Annotated in this window: 16 protein-coding genes and 1 pseudogene; 7 read left to right on the top strand and 10 right to left on the bottom strand. The window is 60.9% G+C overall.

The window, feature by feature from the left end:
• Window positions 1-14 precede the first annotated feature (14 nt).
• The 3 genes from RA20_RS10580 (at window position 15) to RA20_RS10570 (ending at window position 4,329) form a co-directional block, all read left to right on the top strand.
• A complete protein-coding gene (locus RA20_RS10580) occupies window positions 15-1,040 on the top strand; it encodes an ABC transporter substrate-binding protein (RefSeq protein WP_039127920.1) in 1,026 nt (341 codons plus the stop codon).
• Window positions 1,041-1,097: 57 nt separating this feature from the next.
• On the top strand, window positions 1,098-2,744 hold the full coding sequence (locus RA20_RS10575) for an amidohydrolase (protein ID WP_039127918.1): 1,647 nt from the start codon (window positions 1,098-1,100) through the stop codon (window positions 2,742-2,744).
• Window positions 2,745-2,901: 157 nt separating this feature from the next.
• Complete coding sequence (locus RA20_RS10570) at window positions 2,902-4,329, top strand: amidase (protein ID WP_039127916.1); 1,428 nt, start codon at window positions 2,902-2,904, stop codon at window positions 4,327-4,329.
• Between the two features lie 388 nt (window positions 4,330-4,717).
• Here RA20_RS10570 and RA20_RS10565 read toward each other — a convergent pair whose 3' ends face one another.
• Window positions 4,718-5,626: a LysR family transcriptional regulator gene (locus tag RA20_RS10565; RefSeq protein WP_039127914.1), complete on the bottom strand. Its 909-nt coding sequence runs from the start codon at window positions 5,624-5,626 to the stop codon at window positions 4,718-4,720.
• Between the two features lie 152 nt (window positions 5,627-5,778).
• On the opposite strand from RA20_RS10565, the gene RA20_RS10560 reads away from it, so the two are divergent.
• On the top strand, window positions 5,779-6,936 hold the full coding sequence (locus RA20_RS10560) for an MFS transporter (protein WP_052248942.1): 1,158 nt from the start codon (window positions 5,779-5,781) through the stop codon (window positions 6,934-6,936).
• 261 nt (window positions 6,937-7,197) lie between these two features.
• On the opposite strand, the gene RA20_RS10555 is transcribed toward RA20_RS10560, so the two are convergent.
• On the bottom strand, window positions 7,198-8,118 hold the full coding sequence (locus RA20_RS10555; RefSeq protein ID WP_082017984.1) for a LysR substrate-binding domain-containing protein: 921 nt from the start codon (window positions 8,116-8,118) through the stop codon (window positions 7,198-7,200).
• 95 nt (window positions 8,119-8,213) lie between these two features.
• Between RA20_RS10555 and RA20_RS10550 the strand changes: the two genes are divergently transcribed.
• Window positions 8,214-9,110, top strand: a complete 897-nt coding sequence (locus RA20_RS10550) for a TauD/TfdA dioxygenase family protein (protein ID WP_052248941.1) — start codon at window positions 8,214-8,216, stop codon at window positions 9,108-9,110.
• A 297-nt stretch (window positions 9,111-9,407) separates the two neighbouring features.
• Here RA20_RS10550 and betC read toward each other — a convergent pair whose 3' ends face one another.
• The 4 genes from betC to proX form a co-directional block, all read right to left on the bottom strand.
• Window positions 9,408-10,901, bottom strand: coding sequence for a choline-sulfatase (gene betC / locus RA20_RS10545; RefSeq protein WP_052248940.1), 1,494 nt, complete (start codon window positions 10,899-10,901; stop codon window positions 9,408-9,410).
• 3 nt (window positions 10,902-10,904) lie between these two features.
• On the bottom strand, window positions 10,905-11,822 hold the full coding sequence (locus RA20_RS10540) for an ABC transporter permease (protein ID WP_039127908.1): 918 nt from the start codon (window positions 11,820-11,822) through the stop codon (window positions 10,905-10,907).
• A gap of 10 nt (window positions 11,823-11,832) precedes the next feature.
• Window positions 11,833-12,852, bottom strand: a complete 1,020-nt coding sequence (locus RA20_RS10535; protein WP_039127905.1) for a quaternary amine ABC transporter ATP-binding protein — start codon at window positions 12,850-12,852, stop codon at window positions 11,833-11,835.
• 65 nt (window positions 12,853-12,917) lie between these two features.
• Window positions 12,918-13,874: a glycine betaine/L-proline ABC transporter substrate-binding protein ProX gene (gene proX, locus RA20_RS10530; protein WP_039128041.1), complete on the bottom strand. Its 957-nt coding sequence runs from the start codon at window positions 13,872-13,874 to the stop codon at window positions 12,918-12,920.
• An 81-nt stretch (window positions 13,875-13,955) separates the two neighbouring features.
• Here proX and RA20_RS10525 point away from each other — a divergent pair, with 81 nt between their 5' ends.
• Both RA20_RS10525 and RA20_RS25365 read left to right on the top strand, forming a co-directional pair.
• Window positions 13,956-14,909: a LysR substrate-binding domain-containing protein gene (locus tag RA20_RS10525; RefSeq protein WP_206540100.1), complete on the top strand. Its 954-nt coding sequence runs from the start codon at window positions 13,956-13,958 to the stop codon at window positions 14,907-14,909.
• A 93-nt stretch (window positions 14,910-15,002) separates the two neighbouring features.
• Complete coding sequence (locus RA20_RS25365; RefSeq protein ID WP_152618481.1) at window positions 15,003-15,443, top strand: hypothetical protein; 441 nt, start codon at window positions 15,003-15,005, stop codon at window positions 15,441-15,443.
• Between the two features lie 427 nt (window positions 15,444-15,870).
• Here the strand turns inward: RA20_RS25365 and RA20_RS10515 are convergent, their stop codons facing one another.
• The 4 genes and pseudogenes from RA20_RS10515 to RA20_RS25000 form a co-directional block, all read right to left on the bottom strand.
• The gene (locus RA20_RS10515) at window positions 15,871-17,592 is read right to left on the bottom strand and encodes an OFA family MFS transporter (RefSeq protein ID WP_039127899.1); all 1,722 of its coding nucleotides are present in this window, start codon (window positions 17,590-17,592) and stop codon (window positions 15,871-15,873) included.
• 248 nt (window positions 17,593-17,840) lie between these two features.
• On the bottom strand, window positions 17,841-19,805 hold the full coding sequence (locus RA20_RS10510; protein WP_039127896.1) for a sensor histidine kinase: 1,965 nt from the start codon (window positions 19,803-19,805) through the stop codon (window positions 17,841-17,843).
• A gap of 3 nt (window positions 19,806-19,808) precedes the next feature.
• A complete protein-coding gene (locus RA20_RS10505) occupies window positions 19,809-21,167 on the bottom strand; it encodes a sigma-54-dependent transcriptional regulator (protein ID WP_039127894.1) in 1,359 nt (452 codons plus the stop codon).
• A 107-nt stretch (window positions 21,168-21,274) separates the two neighbouring features.
• Window positions 21,275-22,073 (bottom strand): annotated as a pseudogene (locus RA20_RS25000) (IS5 family transposase).
• Between the last annotated feature and the right edge of the window lie 98 nt (window positions 22,074-22,171).

Below are 22,171 nucleotides of genomic sequence, written 5' to 3'. Positions count from 1 at the left end.
AGGGAGGGAAACACATGAAAACTCTGATCACTGCACTGGGCGCTGCTGCCGCACTGGCTGTGCCTGCCTGGGCCGAGGGTGAGCTGAACATCTACAATTGGGGCAATTACACCAACCCCGATCTGATCGCCAAATTCGAAGAAGAGACCGGCATCAAGGTCACGCTCACCGATTTCGACAGCAACGACACCGCTCTGGCCAAGGTCAAGGCCGGCGGCCACGGGTTTGATATCGTGGTTCCCTCGGGCACCTACATTCCGATCTGGGCCGGCGAGGGCCTCTTGATGGAAACCAACCCCAATGCAATGGAAAACTTTAAAAATGTGGACCCGCGCTGGGTGGATGTCGCCTTTGACCCCGGCCGCAAGTATTCCGTGCCGTGGCAATGGGGAACCGTTGGCATTGTTGTCAATTCTGCCGTCTATGACGGCGATCCGAATACCGCAGCCATCATTCTGGACCCGCCGGAAGAACTGAAAGGCAAGATCAATGTCGTCCCGGAGATGAATGATGTCCTGGGTCTGGCGATCAGCTATCACGGCGGAGATCAATGCACCGGCGACAAGGCCATCCTGAAACAGGTACGGGACACGCTGGTTGAGGCCAAGAAACACTGGCTGTCGATCGACTATGGCACGGTCGAGCAATACGCCAAGGGCGATGTTTCTGCCGGAGTGAACTGGAACGGCCCCTCTTACCGGGCGCGGCTGCAAAACGAAAACATCGTTTTTGGCTATCCTCAGGAAGGCTATCCGGTCTGGATGGACAACGTCGTTGTGCTTGCAGACGCCAAGAACGCCGAAAATGCAAAGACCTTTCAGAACTTCCTGATGGATCCGGAAAACGCCGCGCTGATCTCAGCCTTTGCACGCTATGCCAACGGCATCATGGGATCTGAAGAATTCATGCCCGAAGATATGGCTTCCGCACCTGAGGTGATCATCCCGGAGCACCTGAAAGACGCCGCTTACGTCGCCGAAGCCTGCCCGCCCGAGGTGCAGCGTATTTACACCAAAATCTGGACCGATCTGCAAAAGTAACCCTGCCTGACGGCAGACGGGGTGCCCCGCCGGGCATCCCGCGTATTGGAGACATTCATGCCTGATATCGTCATTTTGAATGGGCGGATCATCACCTTTGACGGCCCGGACGCCGAAGCTTTGGCCATTGAGGACGGCAAGATCACTGCTGTTGGCTCCACCGCCGAAATCCGCGATATCGCGGGTGCAGCGCGGGTGATCGACGCTCAGGGCGGCACCGTCCTGCCCGGCTTCATCGACAGCCATGTGCATATTTTCGCAGGCTCTGCAGAGCTGGAATTCCTGAACCTCCACGGCGTTACCGGGGTCGAGGCCCTGCGCGCAGCCGTGCAGCCCTATGCGGCAGCACGGCCCGATGACCAGCTGCTGTTTGCCTGCTCTATCGATTATGCCTTGATGGGCGACCGCTCGATCACCCGCCACGATCTGGACGCCGCCATTGCAGACCGGCCCTTCGCTGCCTCCACTGCGGACCATCATACCGTTTACGCCAACACCAAGGCGCTTGAGCTGGCCGGGCTGCTGCACGGCAAAAACTGCGGTGTCGGCTCAGAGGTGGTCATGGGGCCGGACGGCCTGGCCGCCGGCGAACTCCTGGAGCCTGCCGCATTCGAGGACATCATGGCGCTGACCGCTCTCGGCGGCCGCGAGATGCTGGGCATGACCACTGGTGCCGATCCGGTCCCTGCCCCCTCTGCGGCAGTCCGTGCCACCGACAAGGACGTGCTGGCCAAGGGGATGAAACACTGTGCTGAGAAAGGCATCACCGGGCTGCACAACATGGACGGCAACTTTTACCAGCTGGAGCTGCTGGCAGAGCTGGAGGCCGAAGAACGCCTGTTGTGCCGCACCGAAATCCCGCTGCATCTGAAACACACCGACCCGGTGGACCGCATCGCGGAAGCGGTGGAAATGCGCAACCTCTACCAAGGCAGCATGCTGTGGTCGAACCGCGTGAAGATGTTCGTGGACGGTGTTCTGGACAGCAAAACCGCTTATATGCTGGAGCCTTATCCGGGCACCGATGACCGCAGCGAGCCGCTGTTTGCGCCTGAGCATTTCAACGAAGTCTGCATCCGCGCCGATGCCCAGAACCTGCAGATCGCCGTTCATGCCATTGGCGATGCCGCCGTCCGCCTCACTCTGGATGGCTATGAAGCCGCCCAAAAGGCAAACGGTATACGCGACAGCCGCCACCGGATCGAACATATCGAGACCATTCACCCGGACGACATTCCCCGCCTCAGCCGGCTGGGCGCGGTGGCCTCGCTGCAGCCGCTGCACTCCCCGCGCGGCGGATTCTTCCCTCCCTACGACGGTGGCGACATCCTGCATGACCATCAATTCGAAACCGCCTTTGCCTGGAAAACCATCCGCGACAGCGGTGCCAAGGTGGTGCTGTCCACCGACTGGCCGGTTGTGCCGGTGGATCCGATGCTGTCAATCCAGGGCGCGGTTGCGGGTGTCGAGCTGCCGGCCCATTGGCCTGAGCAGCGCCTCGGCCTGCGTGCCTCGCTCGCCAGTTACACCCGCGACAACGCCTGGGTGGAGTTCAATGAACACCGCAAAGGCCGCCTGAAAGCGGGCATGATGGCGGACATCGTGGTGATGGACAAGGATCTGGAGGCGCTGGAGCCCAGCCAGCTCAGCACTGCCCGCGCCGCTGTCACCATCTGCGGCGGCCGGATCACCCACCAGGCCTGACCCCGCGCCAATGCAATGAAAATGGCCGGCGGCAGCGGCGTTTCTCCTCCCTGCCGCCAGCCCGGCGAAGGCACCCTCTCCCTGTGTCTTCGCCGAAACACGCCTCCACAGCCGGCGCCAGAACGGCGCTAATCCCTCACACAGCAAGGAACGTCCCGTGTCCCAGACCGATCTGCATTACCTGCCCGCACATAGAGCGCTTGAGATGTTCCGGGCCAAGACCCTGTCGCCCGTTGAACACTTGCAGGCAATGATCGACCGCGCCGACGAAGTGGAGCCCAAAGTCAACGCTTTCACCTACACCTATTTCGATGAGGCCATGAGCGCGGCCCGGGCTGCAGAAGAGAAATATGCATCCGGCCAGGACACCCGCCCGCTGGAAGGGCTGGCCATCGGCATCAAGGACGAAAGCGACGTCAAAGGTAAGCACACGTCCAATGGCTCGCTGCTGCTCAAGGACAATATCGCAACTTCGACCTCGCCGATGAACGAGCATATCTTCCGCGCAGGCGGCATTATGCATGCGCGCACCGCTACGCCCGAGTTCTCGGGCACCGTCATCACGAACAGCAAACTGTGGGGGGTAACCCGCAACCCCTGGAACCTCAGCCAGACACCCGGCGGATCTTCCGGCGGCTCCAGCGCCTCTCTGGCGTCAGGCACATCGGCGCTTTGTACCGGGTCGGATATCGGCGGCTCAATCCGGGTGCCGTCTTCGACCTGCGGCTTGTACGGGCTGAAACCGACCTACGGCCGCAACCCCACAGATTCTCCTTTCAATTTGGATGGCTATGCGGTTGACGGTCCGATGGCGCGCACCGCCAAAGACATGATCCTGCTGCAAAATGCCATGTGCGGACCACACCCCAAGGACATCGTCTCCCTGCGCCCGAAACTGGAGATCTCAACCGAACTGCAATCCATCAAGGGCTGGAAAATTGCATATTCGCCGGATCTGGGCTTTTACAATGTCAGCGACGAAGTGCGCAGAAACACCGAGGCCGCCCTTGACGTGCTGCGCGAGGCCGGCGCCATTGTTGAGCAGGTGGACCTCTCTTGGACAATAGACGTCCTGCAAGGGGCGATGGGGCATCTGAATCATCTGATGGGTACCTACCTCGCACCGATGGCGGAGAAAGATCCCGATCTGCTGATGCCCTACACACAGGCGCATATCGAGAACGCCAAGAAGAGCACTGCTGCCAAGTTCCTGCATGCGGCAGAAGTGGAAAACGGTATGTACAGCAAGCTAAGCAAGATCTTTGCGGACTACCGCCTGCTGGTCTGCCCGACCACTGGGATTCCCTCGGTGCCGGCCGATGGCGACGGTGTGACCGATGAAATATTCATCAACGGCAACCGGGTGCACCCGCTGACCGGTTGGGTTCTGACTCTGCCCTTCAACATGCTGTGCCGCTGTCCGGTTGTCTCGGCCCCCTCCGGGATCTCCTCCAGCGGTGTGCCAACTGGTATTCAGATCGTTGGCCATACCTACAGCGACCAAGACGTTTGCCGCGCGGCAATGGCTTACGAGCACGTCCGCGGCAGCGGGTTCTGCTCGGCGCAGCAACAGCCCGCCTTGTAATTCCTTGCTGCAGGTCACAGCGGACAGATGACCGTGAGGATTGAGCAGCCCATCGAAAGACGGTCCGAGGCGCCGGATGCTGCCAAAGGAGATCGTGCTCTGCCGCCGTTGCCTTAGAGTTACCAGTTGCAACCTGCATCTGGTTCCAACCAAGCACGATCCCCTGCAATCCAAAGGTGTTTTGTGGCCTCGCCAGGCTGTTCCGGTTCCGCGGGCGTACCCTCAACAATCCTGCCGCGCGTGCAAACGCCCGTGCCGCGGCCCAGCCCTGCAGAACGGTTGCAGAGTTCACATGCAATGGCATCCGGTTTGATCTTGTTTGCACGGGCCGGCTGCTTCGGCCCTAGCGCCTGGAAGCTGCCCTTTACCGCAAATCGGAACCTGCGCTTCAGCCGTCGCCCCAAGCAGCGGCCCCGCCAAATTTTTCCCGGAGAATGTCGGCAAAATCACCAGCCCTGCGAGAGAGCGGCCGAGCGCTTGGCCGCACGAGTTCAACCATTCGCTCGTCAATGCGATGGCCTTTCAGAACCGCCTCCAGTGAACCGTCGCGGATAGCATCGTCGCAGGCATATCTGGGTTCCAGGCAAACACCCAACCCGGCTCTTGCCGCCTCGATCAGGATCTCTCCGTTGTTGGCCACGAAGCGCCGGGACAGGCGCACTTCGACGGTTCGATTGTCAGGACAGGTAATCCGCCAGCGCGCTGGGTCACTGCCAGTCTTAAATACGATCGCCGGCGCCTCCTTCAGGTCTTCCGGCTTTCCGGGGCGCCCATATTCATCCCAAAATGCCGGACTTGCGGTGATGACATACTGAACAGGAAAAAGAGGTTCAGAGATCAGAGCCGGATCGTCTGTATTTCCAATGCGGATTGCAAAATCAAAGCCTTCCTCAACGAGATCAACTGCCCGGTCCCCCATATCGATATCAAACTGAACACCGGGATTCGCAGCAGCATAGGCGTTTGCAAGCGGTGCGAGATGACGCAGCCCGAATGCGGGCGGGCAAGCGATACGAATTGGCCCTGAGACCGATCCATCAAGACCGGCAATCGCATTGTCCGCTTCTGTCAAATCCGACAGGAGGCGGAGGCAACGGTCATAGTACATGCGCCCCTTTTCGGTAGCCTGGACACCGCGAGTCGAACGCTGCGTGAGCTTAACATCAAGCCGCGCTTCCATCTCGTCGACCCTGCGGCTGACAGCAGATACCGCTACCCCTTGCCGTGCTGCGGCCGCGGAGAACGAGCCGGTTTCTATAACCGCGACGAAAGCTTCAATCTCTGCAAACCGGTTCATTTGATTTCCAATTTTTCGAAATCACCTGCCTAACTTATACCCATTCTCCAAATTTACAGAAAGGCTATGTTTGTGGAATTCAGCCTGCTAAGCAAAAAGAGCCGCTCGTGAGTCACTGCATAACGCATCGTTCCCATTCGTATCCAATCGCCATGTTTGCCATTTTGTGGCTCGTCGGCTGGACATTGCGCGTCCCGGTTCTGGCGGCCCCGCCATTGGCAACACGCATCGGCGATGCATATGGATTGGACGCGGCAGGCATAGGGGCGCTGACCATGCTGCCGGTGGTCGCCATCGCTTTTGGAGCGGTCCCAGCGGCGATGATCATTGCGCGGTTCGGGCTTAAAGCCGCCATTGCCGGGGGGCTTCTTCTGATGGCGGCAGCGTCCAGCGCAAGAGGCTATGCCCCGTCCAGCACGGTACTGTTTGCAGTTTCAGTGCTCATGGGGCTTGGCGTTGCCGTGTTCCAAACAGCTTTGCCGGCTGCCACGCGGGCCTGGACGCCAAACCACATAGCGCTTGGAAGCGCAGTGTACCTGAATGGAATGATGGTTGGCGAGATGTCCGGCGCCGGCTTGACGCTCCCTGTGGTGCTGCCGATGGCTGCAGACAACTGGCGCACGGCGCTGCTGCTCTGGTCCATTCCGATTGTGCTCATTGCCTTGGCGACGGCCTTCGTCCGGCCAACTAACGCCGAGCGCAGCTCATCAGAAGGCGCGGCTGGCCAAGAGGTCACAACAGCATCACTGCCGCGATGGAACGATCCCCATGTCTGGCGGTATGGGGTGCTGCTGGCGGGGTCGGTCGTGGCCTTCTACGTCATCAATTCTTACGTAGGAGCGATCCTGCAGGATCGAGGGGAAACAGAAGCCCTGGCAGGATTGCTCTTAGCGTACAACGCGACCCCTCTTCTGGCCTCGATTGCTGTTCTTGCTTTTCCGCGGTGGATTGGAAAGCAAGGGCCGATTGCAGCATCGGCCGTACTATCCGTTGCGGGGCTTGCAGGGTTTGCCTTCTTTTCCGGATGGCTGTCCTGGGCGGCCGCGCTGCTCACGGGCTTTGCAGCTTCAGTTGAATTGATTCTGCTGGTTTCACTGCCCGCGGTGATCGCCAAAGGGCATGCTGTTACCCGGCTTAGTGCCGGCATGACACTGGTTGGCTATGGCATCGCCTTTGTATTGCCGCTGGCGGGAGGCTGGCTTGCCAAACACCTGGATTGGCTGGAACTTGCACTCATTCCGTCTTTGATCTTCATGATTGCAGCACTGCTTGTGACTGGACGAGAACGCCGATTTCCAAAGTATGAGTAAGGCACATTGGCTATGCCTTTCTTCCGGCGGATGCCAACTGGCCAGCCGCATCAAAGGAGTGCTTGCGCCGCCGGCCGTAGCCTTGATAGGTCCAGCGCTGGCACACCCCTGAACCAAACACGCCAGCCTGATACCCAGCAGCGCGTCCAGGACCTGCAGCTCCCATCCAGCTTCCAGTAAGGAAGGGCAGAACCTCCTTGAAACTCATGATCCTTCAACGTGGTTCCCGCCCTCAATTAGCGATTTGCTGCAAGAAACTCTTCACTTGCCTGCCTCCGCGAAGAACCAGTCCAGCAGCCTTTGCGGAAGTTGCGAAGCAGTTCCTGAATCCCTGTATTCCAGAAAGTAGCCAGCCCCGTCCCGGCGGAGACATTGTCCGATCTGCACCAGATCGCCAGAAGCAATTTTGTCTGCAGCCAAGTGCTGCCAAGCCAATGCGATCCCGGCGCCATCCGCCGCGGCTTGCAGCATGAACTGGTAGCTGGGGTACCGGGAAATCCGATCCGGAGCGGTGTAGCTGATGCCTGAGGCGGCAAACCAATCGGGCCAGCCTGCGAACTCCATCGCACGTTCCTCATAGTGCAGCAGATCGGGCCGCACCAAAACAGACGGATCCTCCGAAGCATCCTGGAGCACGGGGTTGCGGCGCAGGTAGTCCGGGGAGCACACCGGAAAGGTTGCTTCCTCAAAAAGCTGTTCCCGCGGCCATCCGGCCCAGCCTTGCGGCCGCCAGTGGGCAATCATGTCGACGCTGTCGGGGTCGATGTCATCCAGCCAATGAGAGACCGCAAGCTGCACCTGCACATCCCCCATTGCCTGCCTCAGACGGGAAAACCGGGGCAGCAGCCAGCAGTTGGCAAAGCTTTGCGTGCAGGCCAGGCGCACCCCGCCGGCACCGGCGCTTCCTGCCGTTTTGCGGATGGCTGAATCGATATGGGTCAGGCCCAGGCTGACCGCATTCGCCAGGTCCCGGCCCTGTCTGGTCACTGTCAGCTTGTTGTGCTCCCGGGTAAAGAGCTGCACTCCCAGCTGATCCTCAAGGTTGGCGATGTGGCGGCTCACAGCGGGTTGGCTGAGACCCAGATGCTCTCCGGCCTTTGTAAAGCTGCCAAGCCTTACGGATGCCTCCAGAACCGGAAGCGCATTGAGCAGATGCTGTGTGCGGCGAAAACGGCCTTGCATAAAGAAAAGCTATGAACGTCATGCAGATTTAGCAAGTTTATTTGCGGTTTCGCACTCTTAGGATGCAGTCAGGAGATGCAATACAGGAACAACCAATGTCACCTTTACTTGAAATCAGCCCTCTGACGGACTGCTTTGGCGCTGTCGTCCACAACTTCGACCTGTCGAAGGCCTCGGCGGAGGAAGATTACCCGGAACTCCGGAAACTTTTCGAAGATCATTCTGCGCTGCTGTTTCGCAACCAGTCACTGCCGCCGGAAGACCACTTGCGCCTGGCGCGGATGTTCGGCCCAATTGAGGACCGGAAAAAGGATGAACGGCAGCCGGGCACGGGGCCGGAGGTGTCGCTTGTTTCCAATGAAACGGGTGCAGGTGTCACGGATGAAATGGATCTGCACACCCTGCACCTGAAAGCGAACCAGCAGTGGCATATCGATTCCACCTTCATGCCGGTTCCTTCCCTGTGCAACATCCTGGCTGCCAAAGTTGTGACAACGGAGGGCGGCCAGACAGAGCTGGCCTCCACGCGCGCGGCATGGGCCGCGATGCCAGAGGAACTCAAACAGAAGATCAGAGGACGGATACTGGGGCACAACTACCGCCGCTCGCGGGAACGGATTTCAATGGAGCTGGCAAATCTGCCCATGTTCAACAAATGGCCGGCGCAGCGATGGCCGGCAGTCTGGGCAAATCCCGTCAATGGGCATGAGGCACTGTTCATTGCATCGCATGTGTTCGAAGTGGAGGGGCTCAGCCCAGCGGAAGGCGATGCACTGGTGGATGAGCTTATGGCCTTCTGCACGCAGCCCCAGTTTGTGTATTCGCACCAGTGGCAGGTTGGTGATGTCCTGATGTGGGACCAGAGAGCAACGCTCCATCGCGGAATGCCTTGGCCCTATGAGCAGCCGCGAACCCTAGCAAGCGTATGCTGTTCGATGACTGCCAGTGACGGGCTGGAGACTGCGCGCAAGGCGGTTAGTCTTGCCTGCTGAGACAAGCGGGGCTGCAGGCGGCTTTTCCCAGATCCAAAGGGGCGGGGCCGCCCGTTTCCACTTGCAAGGTTGGCAGCCCGTTTGGCCCCGGAGGCATTGCCTAAACTAGAATGCTGCACAAGGTCGCTAATGGCCGCTCGGGCGGCCACCGCTAAGCGGTGGCAGTTTGTGACAAAATTCGTCAGAGGGGCGTGCGAAGCCGCTAGTGACGGTCCACCCTTTTCTGCTCCCCAATACCGCCCCCGGCAGAACCAGACCGACGTGAGGATCATGGTGCCGCTGCCACTCTCTCAGCACTCAAATATAGTCGAAGGCCCACTCGTTGTAGCCCTGTTCACCGCGATACCAGATGACCATGTCCGTACCGCTTTCACCGTGGTTCCAGCGTTGCTTTTCCCCTTGTCTCATGGCGTCGCGGACAATGGCCCGGCGCTTCTGGCTGAGGACAATGTCCCGGGTCAGCGCTGCCTCGTTCCATTTCCTGGAAATCTCTTCGCGGAAACGGGCCACGGCCTCTTGGTGGCCGGCATCGTATACAAGATTGCTGCGCTCATCGGGGTCGGAGCGGAGGTCGAACAGCATTTCTCCATCATGGGAGGAGGAGATGAACTTGTACTGCCCGCGGCGGATCATGAAGATTGGCACCGGCGTCGCTTCGGCCAGGTATTCGGCGTAAACCGCGCGCTCGGGGGCGGGGTCGCCGCGATCAGTCAAAGTGGAGAGGTCAACGCCCTCCAAGGGCGCGTCGCGCTCCTCGGTTCCCGCAATTGCGTTGAAGGTTGGCAGCAGGTCGACCAGCGATACCAGCTCCCGCACCCGCTGGGGCTTGATCCAGGGGGCGGTCATGATCAGCGGCACCCGCAGCGACTTCTCGAAGAAGTGCTTCTTGAACCACATGCCCCGTTCGCCCAGCATCTCGCCGTGATCGGAGGTGAAGATGATAACCGTGTTCTTGTCCGCTCCGGTTGCCTTCAGCGCATCCAGCACCCGGGCAACAAGGCTGTCGATATAGCTGATCGAGCCGTAGTAGGAGCGGATCGCTCGCCGCACGTCATCATCGCTGAACTGAATCCCCAGCATCCCGAAATCCTTCAGCAGCCGGGCGGAATGCGGGTCGTGCTCCTGCTCCGGCAAGGCGCCAACGCGCGGCATAGGGATCTCCTTGCCCTCGTAAAGATCCCAGAATTCCTTGCGGCAGAGATAAGGCTCATGCGGGTGGGTATAGGAGACCTGCAGGAAGAACGGACGCTCGTCATCTGAGCGGGCCATGTCATAGATGTGCTGTACCGCCTTGAAAGTGACCTCCTCGTCGTAGTCGATCTGCACCGAGCGTTCGCAGATGCCGGCAATGCGCACCGCGCGGGGGTCGTTGGTGTCGCGCTTGCCCTCGTTGCCCCAGTTCGGCACCCAGGCGAAATCGCCCGGATACAGATCCGCGGTCAGGCGTTTCTCGAACCCGTGGAACTGGTCCGGGCCGATGAAATGCATCTTGCCTGAGAGGGCGGTCTGATAGCCGGCTGCCCGCAGGTAATGGGCATAGGTCGGGATTTCTGCCGAAAACTCCGCCGCATTGTCATAGGCCCGGACGGTGGAGCAGAGCTGCCCGGTGGCCATCGAGAACCGCGACGGCGCGCAGAGCGGGAAGTTGCAATAGGCGTTTTCAAACACCACGCCATTGTCTGTCAGAGCGTCCAGCGCGGGCGCGTGGCAGATCTGGTCGCCGTATGCGCGCAGGGCGCTTGCGGTCAGCTGGTCCACCTGAATGAACAGAATATTCGGCCTGTCAGTCATGTCTCAATCTTTCTTTATCAATGCACGCACGGCTCCCGCGGGGCCGGTTTCGTACCATTTCCTGTGGCCCCGTTCGCGGGCCGAGATGCCAAAGCTTTGCGAGGTGCGGTCAATCACGATGGCTAGGAAGACGATGCCCAAGCCGCCGACCGTGGCGAGCCCCATGTCCAGACGGCCAATGCCGCGCAGCACCATCTGGCCCAGGCCGGTGACCGAGATCATCGAGGACACCACCACCATCGAAAGCGCCATCATGATGGTCTGGTTGACCCCTGCCATGATGGTCGGCATCGCCAGCGGCAGCTCAACCTTGAAAAGCGTCTGCCGGTTCGAAGCGCCAAAGGCGCGTGCGGCCTCGACCATGTCCTCCCGCACCTGACGGATGCCGAGGTTGGTCAGCCGCACCACCGGCGGCAGCGCATAGATGAAGGTCACGATCACGCCCGAGACATTGCCGATGGAAAACAGCATCACGATCGGCACCAGGTAGACGAAGGAGGGGATCGTCTGCATCAGGTCCAGGACCGGCTGCAGCACCATCCAGAACCGGTCATTCTTGGCTGCAACAACGCCCAGCGGAATGCCGATCAGCGAGCAGAACACCACGCAGGTCAGCACGATAGACAGCGTTGTCATGCTTTCTTCCCAGGCACCCATCAGGCCGATGCCGGTCATGCAGGCCAGCGAGATCAGCCCCAGCCTGCGACCGCCCGCCTGCCAGGCCACCAGCACAATCAGCAGAAGGATCAGCAGATCCGGTGCCTGTGTCAGCCCGTCCTCCAATCCGGTCAGCACGATGTCGAACGGGACCTTGATGGCTTGGAAGATAAAGCGGAAATGGGTCACGACCCATTGCAGCGCGGTTTCCACCCAGCCGCCGATGGGCACCCATTCGGTGTCGAAGATATTCCAGATGTCCATGATCGCCTCCTTACCCGCGCAAGGCCGTCAGTGCGGCCTTGATGGTGATCTGCCCGACGGGTGGCCCGTCAGGGCTCATCACCGTGACCGGGGACTGGTCTTCCATGAAATGTTCGATGATGTCGCCCAGCTCTGCCCCAAGGCCGACTTGCTTGGCAGTGACCTCGCGGCCGTCCAGCCTGTCCATGATGGTTTCCGCACGGACCAGGGCGACCCGGCTGATGCCTTTGACAAACTCGGCGACGTAGCCGTCCTTGGGATTGGTCACAATCTCCTCAGGCGTGCCGATCTGGACGATCTCGCCGTCGTTCATGATCGCGATGTGATCGCCCATGCGGATGGCCTCGTCCAGATCATGGGTAATGAACAGGGTGGTCTTATCCATTTGCGCGGAAAGGTTCAGGAACTGATCCTGCAGCTGCCGCCGGATTAGCGGGTCCAGTGCCGAAAACGGCTCATCCATCAGCAGGATCTCAGGATCTGCCGCAAGCGCGCGGGCGAGGCCCACGCGCTGCTGCATCCCGCCCGACAGCTGGTCAGGATAATGGTCGATCCAGCCGCCCAGATCCATGGCTTCCAGCGCCCGGACCGACGCCTCGCGCCTTTGGTTCGCAGAGACGCCGCGCACCTCCAGCCCGAAGCCGACATTATCGCCCAGCGTCCGGTGCGGCCACAGCGCCATGTGCTGGAACACCATGCCGATGGTCTTAGCCCGCAGCTGGCGCAGCCCGGCTTCGTTCATGGTGTCCACCCGCTGGCCTGCAACGTGGATTTCGCCGGCCGTCGGCTCGATCAGCCGGTTCACGTGCCGCACCAGCGTCGACTTGCCCGAGCCGGACAGCCCCATGATGCAGAAGATCTCGCCTTTTTTGACGCTGAAACTGGCGTCGCGCACGCCCAGAACGCAGTTGAACCTGTCGCGAACCTCCTCTTTGCTCAGGCCTTCGGACAGCACCGCCCGCATGGCTTCGTCCGACCTGCGCCCATAGACTTTCCACAGGTCGCGGCATTCGATTTGCGCTTCACTCATGGCGCAGTCCTTTCCGGAAAAAATGGGCGCTGCCGAAGCCGCGCCCGCCAACCTTTGGGGAGGGGTCAGTTGGCATTTGCTGCCGCGGCCACCCAAGAGTCGAACTGAGCCTGATTGGCAGACACCCAGTCCTCGGCGTGGCGGCGGAAATCTTCCTGGGTGTTCTCGCCGTCGCGCAGCTTCACCTGGGCTGCGTTGACGGCCGAGATCGGGATGTCGACCATCTCAAAGAACTTGGCGGCGGCCGGGTTGGCTTCGAGGAAACCATTGTTGGCCACGATGTAGACGTCGTTCACTGCAAACCCGGTTTTGAACCCGCCGCCTGAGGGGATGCCGATCTGTACCACGTCCTCGCCCGGAACCAGAACATCGCTGATCCAGTTCGGGGTCCAGGTATAGTACAGGATTGCGCCGCCTTCGTTGTAGCGGGTGATGGTGTCGGCCATGATGGCGAAATAGCTGCCCTGATCATGCTGCACGGCATCGCGCAGTTTAAAGTCGTCCAGATGGGTTTCGATGGCCAGCTCGCAGCCCCAGCCGGGATTGCAGCCGGAGAGGTTTGCGCGCCCGTCGCCGTCGCTGTCAAACACCGCGGCCAAAGCCGGGTCGGCCAGCTGCCCGATGTCGGTGATGCCATGCGCCTCGGCGGTATTCTTGTCGATGTAATACCCTTGGCCCGCGCCGGTGATGGCCGCATTCACCCGGGTCATGACGCTCTCGCCGCCGGACTTGTCGAAGAAATCGTTGTGCAGCGGCTTCCAGTGGTTGAACGTGTAGTCGGCATCACCTGAGGCCACGGCAAGGTGCACAGCGGGGAAGTCCGCTTCCAGCGTTTCCCCGACCTCGTAGCCTAAGGCTTCAAGGCCCAGCTGCACCACCATATGCTGAAACCAGGCGTTTGCAGGTGAGCCTTTGATCGGCGAAACGGATATTCCCTTCCCTGGCATGCCGCCGGCTGCAGCCGGCAGGGCCAAAGCAAGTGCCAGAACCGGTGCGGCAGCCGTTTTTACTAGGTGCTTCATGTCATCCTCCCAAGTTGTCATCGCAGCGCGGGTATTTTCAGCCCGCTCGTTGCGCAAATGGTTGGTGAGAAACCGCCCCCTGTGAAGTTCCAAAATCCGGTTCACTATGTTAACCACAGTGTTATGGCAAATCTACGCAAAACCCTTACGAAGCTGCCGCATCTGATTACCTTCGAAGCAGCATCCCGAAATGCCAACTTTACGCGCGCGGCCGAGGAGCTTGGGGTCACCCGTGTATCAGTCAGCCGCCAGATTGCCGATTTGGAGGACACTCTGGGCGTCAGGCTGTTTCACAGGGACCACCGCACCGTGACCCTGACCCAGGCAGGACGCGCACTGGAAGCCGAAGTCTCTCCGGCCCTGCACCAGATTGCTTCTGCTATGCAGAATGCATCACTGCAGGCAGGGGGAAGCCGCCTGACAGTCACCACCACATCTGCCTTCGCCACATACTGGCTGATGCCGCGGCTGGTGGACTTCAGCAATCACTATCCGGATGTCGAATTGAACCTTGTGGTCTCCGACAGGAAACTGGACCTGCTGGCAGAAGGCATCGATGTGGCGATCCGCTATTCGAAAACACCGCCCCCCTGGGAGAAAGTCACACCATTACTGCGTGAACGCGTTTTCCCGGTGGTGAGTCCAAAGTATCAGGCCCGTACCGAACTGTCTCATCCCGAAGACTTGCTGAAAGAGAATCTGCTGCATCTTTCGGGTATTTACCGTCCCGGAGCGCGCTGGCCGAATTGGTTCCGGAAAACCCATGTCTCTCCGCCTCCGGAATCCAGCGGCGTGGTGATGAACACCTACATCAACATGCTGCAGGCGGCGATTGCCGGGCATGGCGTGGCGCTGGCCGGCAATCCTCTGGTCGACCCTTACTTAGCGGACGGTTCTTTGCACAAACTGGCAGGCTTTCCAGAAATCGAGAGAGATTTCTTTTATCTGATCAATGCGACCGAGAACCGGAAGGATGCCAGAATATTTTGCGACTGGGTTGCAGAGCAAGCCCGTGCCCCAATCGATATCCAGTGACACGATGCTGAACAAAGACGAGCGCAGGGTTACCCTTCCCTGCAATGCTCAAGCCTATCGGCCTGGATTCGGCGTTCTCGCGGAAAACACTTAGTGAGGCGGATCAAACTGGTGCGCATCGGCCGAAAGACCGGCAATCCGTCTGCAGTCCAGCTTCTGCTTGATAAAACCGCCAGGCGCCGCCACTCCACCAACCCCAGCGAACAGGAAAGAGCGCGGATCAACCGCCGTGTTGCTCTTTTTCGCCAGCGCCGGACAGCAGTTTCCGGCATGGGGCATCTCACCCGGGAGTACCGGGAGCGGCTCACTGTGCTGCGGGATGGCGTCAAGCTGGCTGCGATTGCTACTGAGCACCATGCTGATGAACTAGCGGTCGAACTGCACGGGGAAATGCCCTGGATGGCTGCTGCGACGGAAGCCGTTTTGCATGCGATGCGCCGGCCTGTGCGCGAAGGGTGGCCGGGAAAGCTGCGCCCAACAAAGGCCATACCTTTGCCCTGGCCGGGGTGCTCTTGCCGTCGGTCGCAGCCATAACCGCCAAACGCTGGAAATGCCCCTACTTTCTGGTGATAGTTCGACATGAGCTGGGTGCTGACGTCCAACATTTACTGCCTGCTGCCCGAACCGCTTCTCAGCAGATGCCCGCCTGTCCGTTTACGCGAACTTACATCCGCGGAACTGAGTGCTTTTGTGCGGCGGGCAGACGCTAAGCGGCATCTCTCCGCCTTCTGCAATGGCTCAGTTTCCATGCAGAGAATTAGAAAGCGGGCATTCAGAGAAAATTATGCGCTGCAGCTAGTAACGGATGCAGTGTTGCGGATGCCTAGGCGCAGGTTTGCGTCCTGCGTCACGTTTGCGGCATTTCCGATTGCTGCGGCAGTATCTTGAACTTCTGCCTGGGGATTTACTGTCTTGATTGCAGACTGCAGCCGGAGCACAGAATGCGCCCCGGCTGGCATCTTTACTCTCCCGGAACAGCTTGCAGCTCCGGTTCGTCGTGGTGGTGGTGCTCTTTCACCGGACGCATGAAGAGGTTGGCAAAGAAGGCCACCGCCAGCAGCGCCGCCATGCAATACATCGTTGTGTTGTAAAGGCTCGGCGTCGGATCCACGGTGCCGGCCGGTGCGATTTCCATCAGCTTGGCGATGGTCACGGTCTTGGCCGCCACCAGCTGGTCCAGCTGCGCAACGGGTGCGCCGAATTTCTCTGCAAAGGCAGCCGGGTCCACTTTGGCGGCCAGATCCTGGACCGCACTGGTCACCGACATCTGCCGCAGCGAGGTGATCGCCAGCGGCCCCAGCACACCCGCGGTTGACCAGGCGGTCAGCAGGCGGCCGTGGATGCCGCCGACGTGCATGGTGCCGAACATGTCGGCCAGGTAGGCCGGAATGGTGGCAAATCCGCCGCCGTACATTGAGAAGATCAGCATCGTCGCCAGGTAGAAGCCCATCAGATATACCAGCGACGGGTTGGCCGCAGCGGCAGAGGCGAAATAGGGGATCGACAAGTAGAGCGCAGTGCCCAGAACGAAGAAGCACATGTAGGTTGCCTTGCGCCCGATGTAATCCGAAGCAGACGCCCAGAAGAACCGGCCGACCATGTTGAAGACCGAAATCATCAGCACATAGGTCGAGGCGAAGGCGGCGGTTGCCACCAGCGGCATCACCGAGCCGAAGATCTCGGACATCATTGTCTTGGCGACACCGATCACACCGATGCCCGCGGTGACGTTGAAGCACAGCATCACCCACAGCTGCCAGAACTGAGGGGTTTTCAGCGCCTGGTCGATATGCACGTCGTTCTGCGTCACCAGCCCGGATGCGACAGGTTTCGGCTCCCAGCCTTCGGGCTTCCAGTCCTTCGCCGGGACCCGGTACTGGAAGGCGGCCAGGATCATCACTGCGAAGTATACGACGCCCAGAGTCATGAACGTCTGTGCTGCGCCGGTGTTGCCGGTGCCCACGGCGTAAGCGCCCGCCTGGCCGCCGAACTCGGCAGCCTGCGCCGCGCTGGCGATCACCACCTCGATCTTGCCTTGCGCGGTCTCGGCAAAGACGCGGCCGTTTTCAACCACGGTCTGCACCGCGTCCCTGGCGCCAAGGTAGGTGGGCGCGGTTTGATAGAATTCCAGCAGCCATCCCTTGACCGGCGCAGCGATCATCGCACCGCCGCCAAAGCCCATGATGGCCATGCCCGTTGCCATGCCGCGCCGGTCGGGAAACCAGCGGATCAGCGTTGAAACCGGCGAGACATAGCCCAGTCCAAGCCCGCAGCCGCCGAGCACGCCGTAGCCCAGATAGACCAGCCACAGCTGATGGCTGGAAATGCCGAACGAGCCGACAATGAAGCCGCCGCCCCACAGCAAAGCTGCCACAACGCCGACCATGCGCGGGCCCACTTCCTCCAGCCATTTTCCGGCGAAGGCGGCAGCGAGCCCAAGGAAGACGATGGCCACCGAAAAGATCCAGACAACAGAGCTGAGGCTCCAGTCGTCGGCGCTGGAGGCGACCACCCCCAGCTCGCGGGTCAGAGGCGGATTGAACACCGACCAGGCATAAACCGAGCCGATGCAGAGGTGGATGGCGATGGATGCCGGCGGTACCCGCCAGCGGTTGAACCCAGGTTTGGCGGTGATGTGATCCTTGTGCAGAAAGCTCAGCCCGCCGGATGATGGCGTACTCATGTGGTCTCCTCCCTAGTGCTTTTCCGGCGGCTGCAACCTCCTATTGCGGCCGTCCCGAATGGCCCGCGGCAATGTGCCGTAGCTTGACAAAGGCGGAGAGATCACCCAGCTGTCAAATAAATAATTTATCAATATCAATAGCTTAGAAGGTCATTCTGTCCGGAACCTCAGACCTCTGCAGCCGGTATCGGGACATTCTGTCCGAACCAGTGAGCAACGATCAGCGAATTCGCGCCAAATTGTCCGGATCAGGCCGCAGCGGGGGAAGGCAGAAAAATTTCGAAGCGGCTGCCCTGGCCCAGCTCTGACTGCACGGTGATGCGGCCGCCGGCCCGACTCACCAGCTGATGGCTGATCGACAAGCCCAGCCCGGTTCCTTGCGCTTGCTTGGTGGTGAAGAACGGGTCGAAGATCCGGTTCAGAACCTCTGCAGGGATGCCAGTGCCGGTATCTGCGACGGCCAGCAGCACACCATCCGGGACATCCTCGGCGGTCAGGATGAGGCGGCCGCCGCCGGGCATCGCCTGCACCGCATTCAGGATGAGATTGACGATCACCTGCTGCAATTCCGTGCGCGATATCCTGACCTGACCGGTACTGGCGAGGTGCGCCTTTGCCTCGATCCCGGTAGCCTCGATCTGATGGCGGGTCAGCACCAGGCAGTCGGCCAGCACCTCGGCCGGGGAAATCAATCCGGCAGCGCCAGAGTATTCCTCGGGCTGGGCGAATTGCAGCAGTTTGGAGACGATCACGCCGATGCGGTAGACCTGATCGTCGATCAGCCGGAATTCGTCCTCGACCGGTTCCGCGTGACGGCCCAGCACCGACCGGGCCAGATCGAGATTGCCCTGGATTACTGCCACCGGGTTGTTGATCTCATGCGCAACAGAAGCGGTGATCTCGCCGACAGCGGCAAGTTTCTCCGAAACGATCAACCGCTCGGTCGTCCGCTCCAGCCGCTGATTTGCCTCACGCAGATCGGCGGTGCGCTCCTCGACCTTGGCCTCCAGGCTTTCACCCCAGCCGCGCAATTGCCGGTCGCGCTCCTGCACCTGATCCAGCAGGCCGTCCAGATGCGCCGCCACGCGCGCAATCTCGCCGCCTTCCTCTTGCGGGCGGTTGCGGGCGGTCAGATCGCCCTGCTCGACCCTGGCGATGGTCTGGGTCATGCCCTCGAGCGGACGGAAGATGCGCCCGGCCCACCGCAGGAAGATCGGCACCGACATCGCCGCGATCAGCAGGAAGGCCCCGCCGAGCGTCAGCACCGTGCTGCGCTTGGCCTGGCGGAAGGGGGTTTCCAGAAAGCCGACATAGAGCATTCCGGCACGGTCGCCGCGGCTGTCCAGGATCGGCTCATAGGCGGAGATGTACCAATCGTTCACAACAAACGCCCGGTCCAGCCAAACGTCACCGCGCCCCAGCACCTGGCCGCGCACTTCGGCCGAGACCCGGGTGCCGAGCGCACGCACGTTCTCAAATAGCCGCACATTGGTGGAGATCCGCACGTCCTCCAGGAACAGAGTGGCGGTGCCCTGGCTGCCCTCCGGCAGGCTTTGCTCGCGGTAGACCAGCGCGTTGATGGTGTCGATGAAATCCAGGTTGCGGTTCAAGAGCCGCCCGCCCGCAAGCACGGCCCGCCCGCCGCCCGGCAGGGCGACCGGGGCCGCCGAATGGATGATCATGCCGCGGGTCTCGGCGGTCCGGTCCGTGGGCACAGCCGCTTCGGTCGCCACCAGCGGGATGGCAGCGCGGGCGGCAAGGCCGGGGGCCAGAGCGTCAAGCTGGGCGGCGTCCAGAATGTCGACCGCGCTTTGCCACTGCCCCTGCAGCGCGCCGCGGAGGACCGGCCAGTCCGCGGGGGCAAAGCCGGCACGGCCTTCGGGGCCGGCCAGATAGAGGAAATCAAGTCCGAGCCGGGCCTGTTCCCGGGCCAGGAAATCCGCGGTGCGGCCAGCCGTGATGGCACTGCGGAAGCGAACCGATTGCGCCACCGCATCCAGCAGCTCGCCTGAGGTGGCGGTCAGCCTGGCCAAATACTGGTCAGCGATGGTCAGATCGCCGTTCACCTTGCTGATCAGAAGGCCGTCGGTCTTTTCCGACCAGCGCCAGGTGGCAATGCCCAGCAGCAACGGCATCAGCACCAGCATCGGCAGCAGTGCGATCAGCAGCAGCCGGACGCGGACCGACCGCAGGAACAAACGCAGCCTGCGCACGGCTCAGAGCCCCCAGGCCGCGCATTTGCGGTCAATGGTCTTGCGCGAGACACCCAGCCGCCGCGCCGCCTCGCTGCGGTTGCCGCCGGCCGCTTCCAGTGCATGCAGGATCTCACGGCGCTCGACCTCCTCCAGCGGCAGGATGTCTGCAGCGGGACGGGCGGGCGCCAGCGTGTCCATGGAAAAGCTGCCGAAAATCAGGGAGCGTTCAATGAAATTCCGCAGCTCGCGGATGTTGCCGGGCCAGTCATGGCGCAACAGGGCTGCTTTGACGCTGGCGGACAGCTCCAGCGGCGCAATTTGCAGCTGGGCAGCGATTTCGGACTGGAACAGCCCGGCAAGCTCGACAATATCCGTGCCGCGCTCGCGCAATGGCGGCATTGCCACTTCGATCACATTGATGCGGAACAGAAGATCCTCGCGGAAATTGCCCGCCGCCACCGCCTCGTCCAGCGCGCGGCTGGAGCTCATCACGAAACGGACATCGAGCTGCACTGTCCGCTCGGTGCCGATCGGCCGTATACGGCCGTCTTCCAGCACCCTCAGCAGTGCGGTTTGCGCCGAAGGGCTGAGTTCCCCGATTTCATCCAGGAACACGGTACCGCCCTGCGCCGAGGCCAGCAGGCCTTCACGCCCTGCCGGCGCACCGGGGAAGGCGCCGGGCGCATGGCCGAACAGCTCGTACTCGATCACATCCGCCGGAATGGCGCCGCATTGCACCGGCACAAAGGGCGCCCCGGCGCGGCTGGAGTGCGCATGCAGATGGCGCGCGGCAACCTCCTTGCCGGTGCCCGAAGCTCCGGTGATCAGCACCGGGGTGGAAACCTGGGCCACCCGGTCCAGCAATGCGCGCACCTGGCCAACGGCGGGCGACGCCCCGATCAGCTCGCGGCGCCGGCGGCGCCCTGGACCGGCGGCTTCCAGCTCCCGCCGCAGCAGCATGTTCTCGCGCTTCAGCCGGGCCGTCTCGATGCAGCGGCGCAGGGCATTGAGGATCTGGTTGGAGCGGAAAGGCTTCAGAACGAAATCCGACGCCCCGGCACGCAGCGCGTCGATCGCCGTCTGCAGATCCGCATAGGCGGTAATCAGGATGGTATCCGTGAAGCCGCCTTCGCGCCGCTGCTCCTCCAGCCAGTCCAGGCCTTTTCGGCCCGGCATTATGTTGTCGAGGATCATCACGTCATACTGCCGGGTATTGAGCAAGGCAGCTGCGGCTTCAGTGTTCTCAGCTTCATCCACCAGTTGGCATAGGGGGCGAAGCGTTTTCACCAGGAAATTGCGCATGCCCGGCTCATCGTCCACGATGAGAACACTTGCTTGCCCGAGCGGGTCGGCCAGCCTTGCCTTATCTGTATTTGTCATACCTGCCGCTCTTCTGTGGGGGCGGTCTTGGACTATTGTCGCTTTCCGCAGCTTTGTCGAGAGAACAGGGCCTTGCCCGCTGCATTAGGCTCTGGACTCATTGAGTTTCAAAGCCAGCAGATAACGAGGGCTGCAAGCGCGATTGCTGACGGGAAGACTTTTGGGCATCTGTCGTATCGTGTCGCAACCCGCCGCCAGTCCTTCAGCCTGCCGAACATAATCTCAATCACTGCCCGGCAGTGCATTGCGCAGCAATGTCACGAGAGGGGCGGTTGCGCCGCTTATATCGGCGTCTGTCGTATCTGATGGCTTTCTTGCGCTGCTTTCAACCGGGGATGCAGGCGCGTATCCCTTTGTCTTTCAACCCTTCTCTAAACCAATCGGCATCTTACCCGCGATCTCCGAGAAGCCATTGGACGTCAGGCAGGCCGCTCGGCAGCGCCTTTGCACCGGTGTAATCACTGACCTGTCCGGCGGTCACGAACAGGTTCAGTGGGCGCCCCTGGCTGTCACAGATTGCGTGCAGCTTAGTGTTCATGCCGCCCTTAGTGCGCCCGATCAGGCGCCCACGCCCCCCTTTTTAACCCCAAGACTGGAGGCCGTACGGCGTGCTTTCAGGTAAGTTGCATCGATCATCACGGTCTTTTCCTCACCGTGATCAGCAGCCAGACCGGCCATCATCTGTGCAAAGATGCCTTTGTCGCTCCAACGCTTCCAACGGTTGTACAAGGTCTTGTGCGGGCCGTAATCTTTGGGCGCATCACGCCAGCGCAAACCATTGCGATTGATGAAGACTATTCTGCTCAAAACACGCCGGTCATCAACACGCGGCTTGCCGTGGGACTTCGGAAAACAAGGTTCACGACGGGCCATCTGCGCGTCCGTCAGCCAGAAAAGATCAGACATATCACCGCTCAATTTTCGAACCGTGAATCACGCCACCCACCGGAAATCAATGGGTCCTGACACTAGTTCCGGCCCGAGCTGGAGTTCGAAGTGCTAAT

Source organism: Leisingera sp. ANG-Vp (assembly GCF_000813725.1).
In the GTDB taxonomy this organism is placed as follows: Bacteria; Pseudomonadota; Alphaproteobacteria; order Rhodobacterales; family Rhodobacteraceae; genus Leisingera.
Note: the sequence above shows the minus strand (reverse complement) of the source record. Positions and strands in the feature narration are given on the sequence as shown.

Bases quoted from the DNA above. Each gene is read 5' to 3' on its own strand.
- RA20_RS10580 (WP_039127920.1), top strand. From the start codon at position 15: ATGAAAACTCTGATCACTGCACTGGGCGCTGCTGCCGCACTGGCTGTG.
- RA20_RS10575 (WP_039127918.1), top strand. From the start codon at position 1,098: ATGCCTGATATCGTCATTTTGAATGGGCGGATCATCACCTTTGACGGC.
- RA20_RS10565 (WP_039127914.1), bottom strand. From the start codon at position 5,626: ATGAACCGGTTTGCAGAGATTGAAGCTTTCGTCGCGGTTATAGAAACC.
- RA20_RS10560 (WP_052248942.1), top strand. From the start codon at position 5,779: ATGTTTGCCATTTTGTGGCTCGTCGGCTGGACATTGCGCGTCCCGGTT.
- RA20_RS10555 (WP_082017984.1), bottom strand. From the start codon at position 8,118: ATGCAAGGCCGTTTTCGCCGCACACAGCATCTGCTCAATGCGCTTCCG.
- RA20_RS10550 (WP_052248941.1), top strand. From the start codon at position 8,214: ATGTCACCTTTACTTGAAATCAGCCCTCTGACGGACTGCTTTGGCGCT.
- betC (WP_052248940.1), bottom strand. From the start codon at position 10,901: ATGACTGACAGGCCGAATATTCTGTTCATTCAGGTGGACCAGCTGACC.
- RA20_RS10540 (WP_039127908.1), bottom strand. From the start codon at position 11,822: ATGGACATCTGGAATATCTTCGACACCGAATGGGTGCCCATCGGCGGC.
- RA20_RS10535 (WP_039127905.1), bottom strand. From the start codon at position 12,852: ATGAGTGAAGCGCAAATCGAATGCCGCGACCTGTGGAAAGTCTATGGG.
- proX (WP_039128041.1), bottom strand. From the start codon at position 13,874: ATGAAGCACCTAGTAAAAACGGCTGCCGCACCGGTTCTGGCACTTGCT.
- RA20_RS10515 (WP_039127899.1), bottom strand. From the start codon at position 17,592: ATGAGTACGCCATCATCCGGCGGGCTGAGCTTTCTGCACAAGGATCAC.
- RA20_RS10505 (WP_039127894.1), bottom strand. From the start codon at position 21,167: ATGACAAATACAGATAAGGCAAGGCTGGCCGACCCGCTCGGGCAAGCA.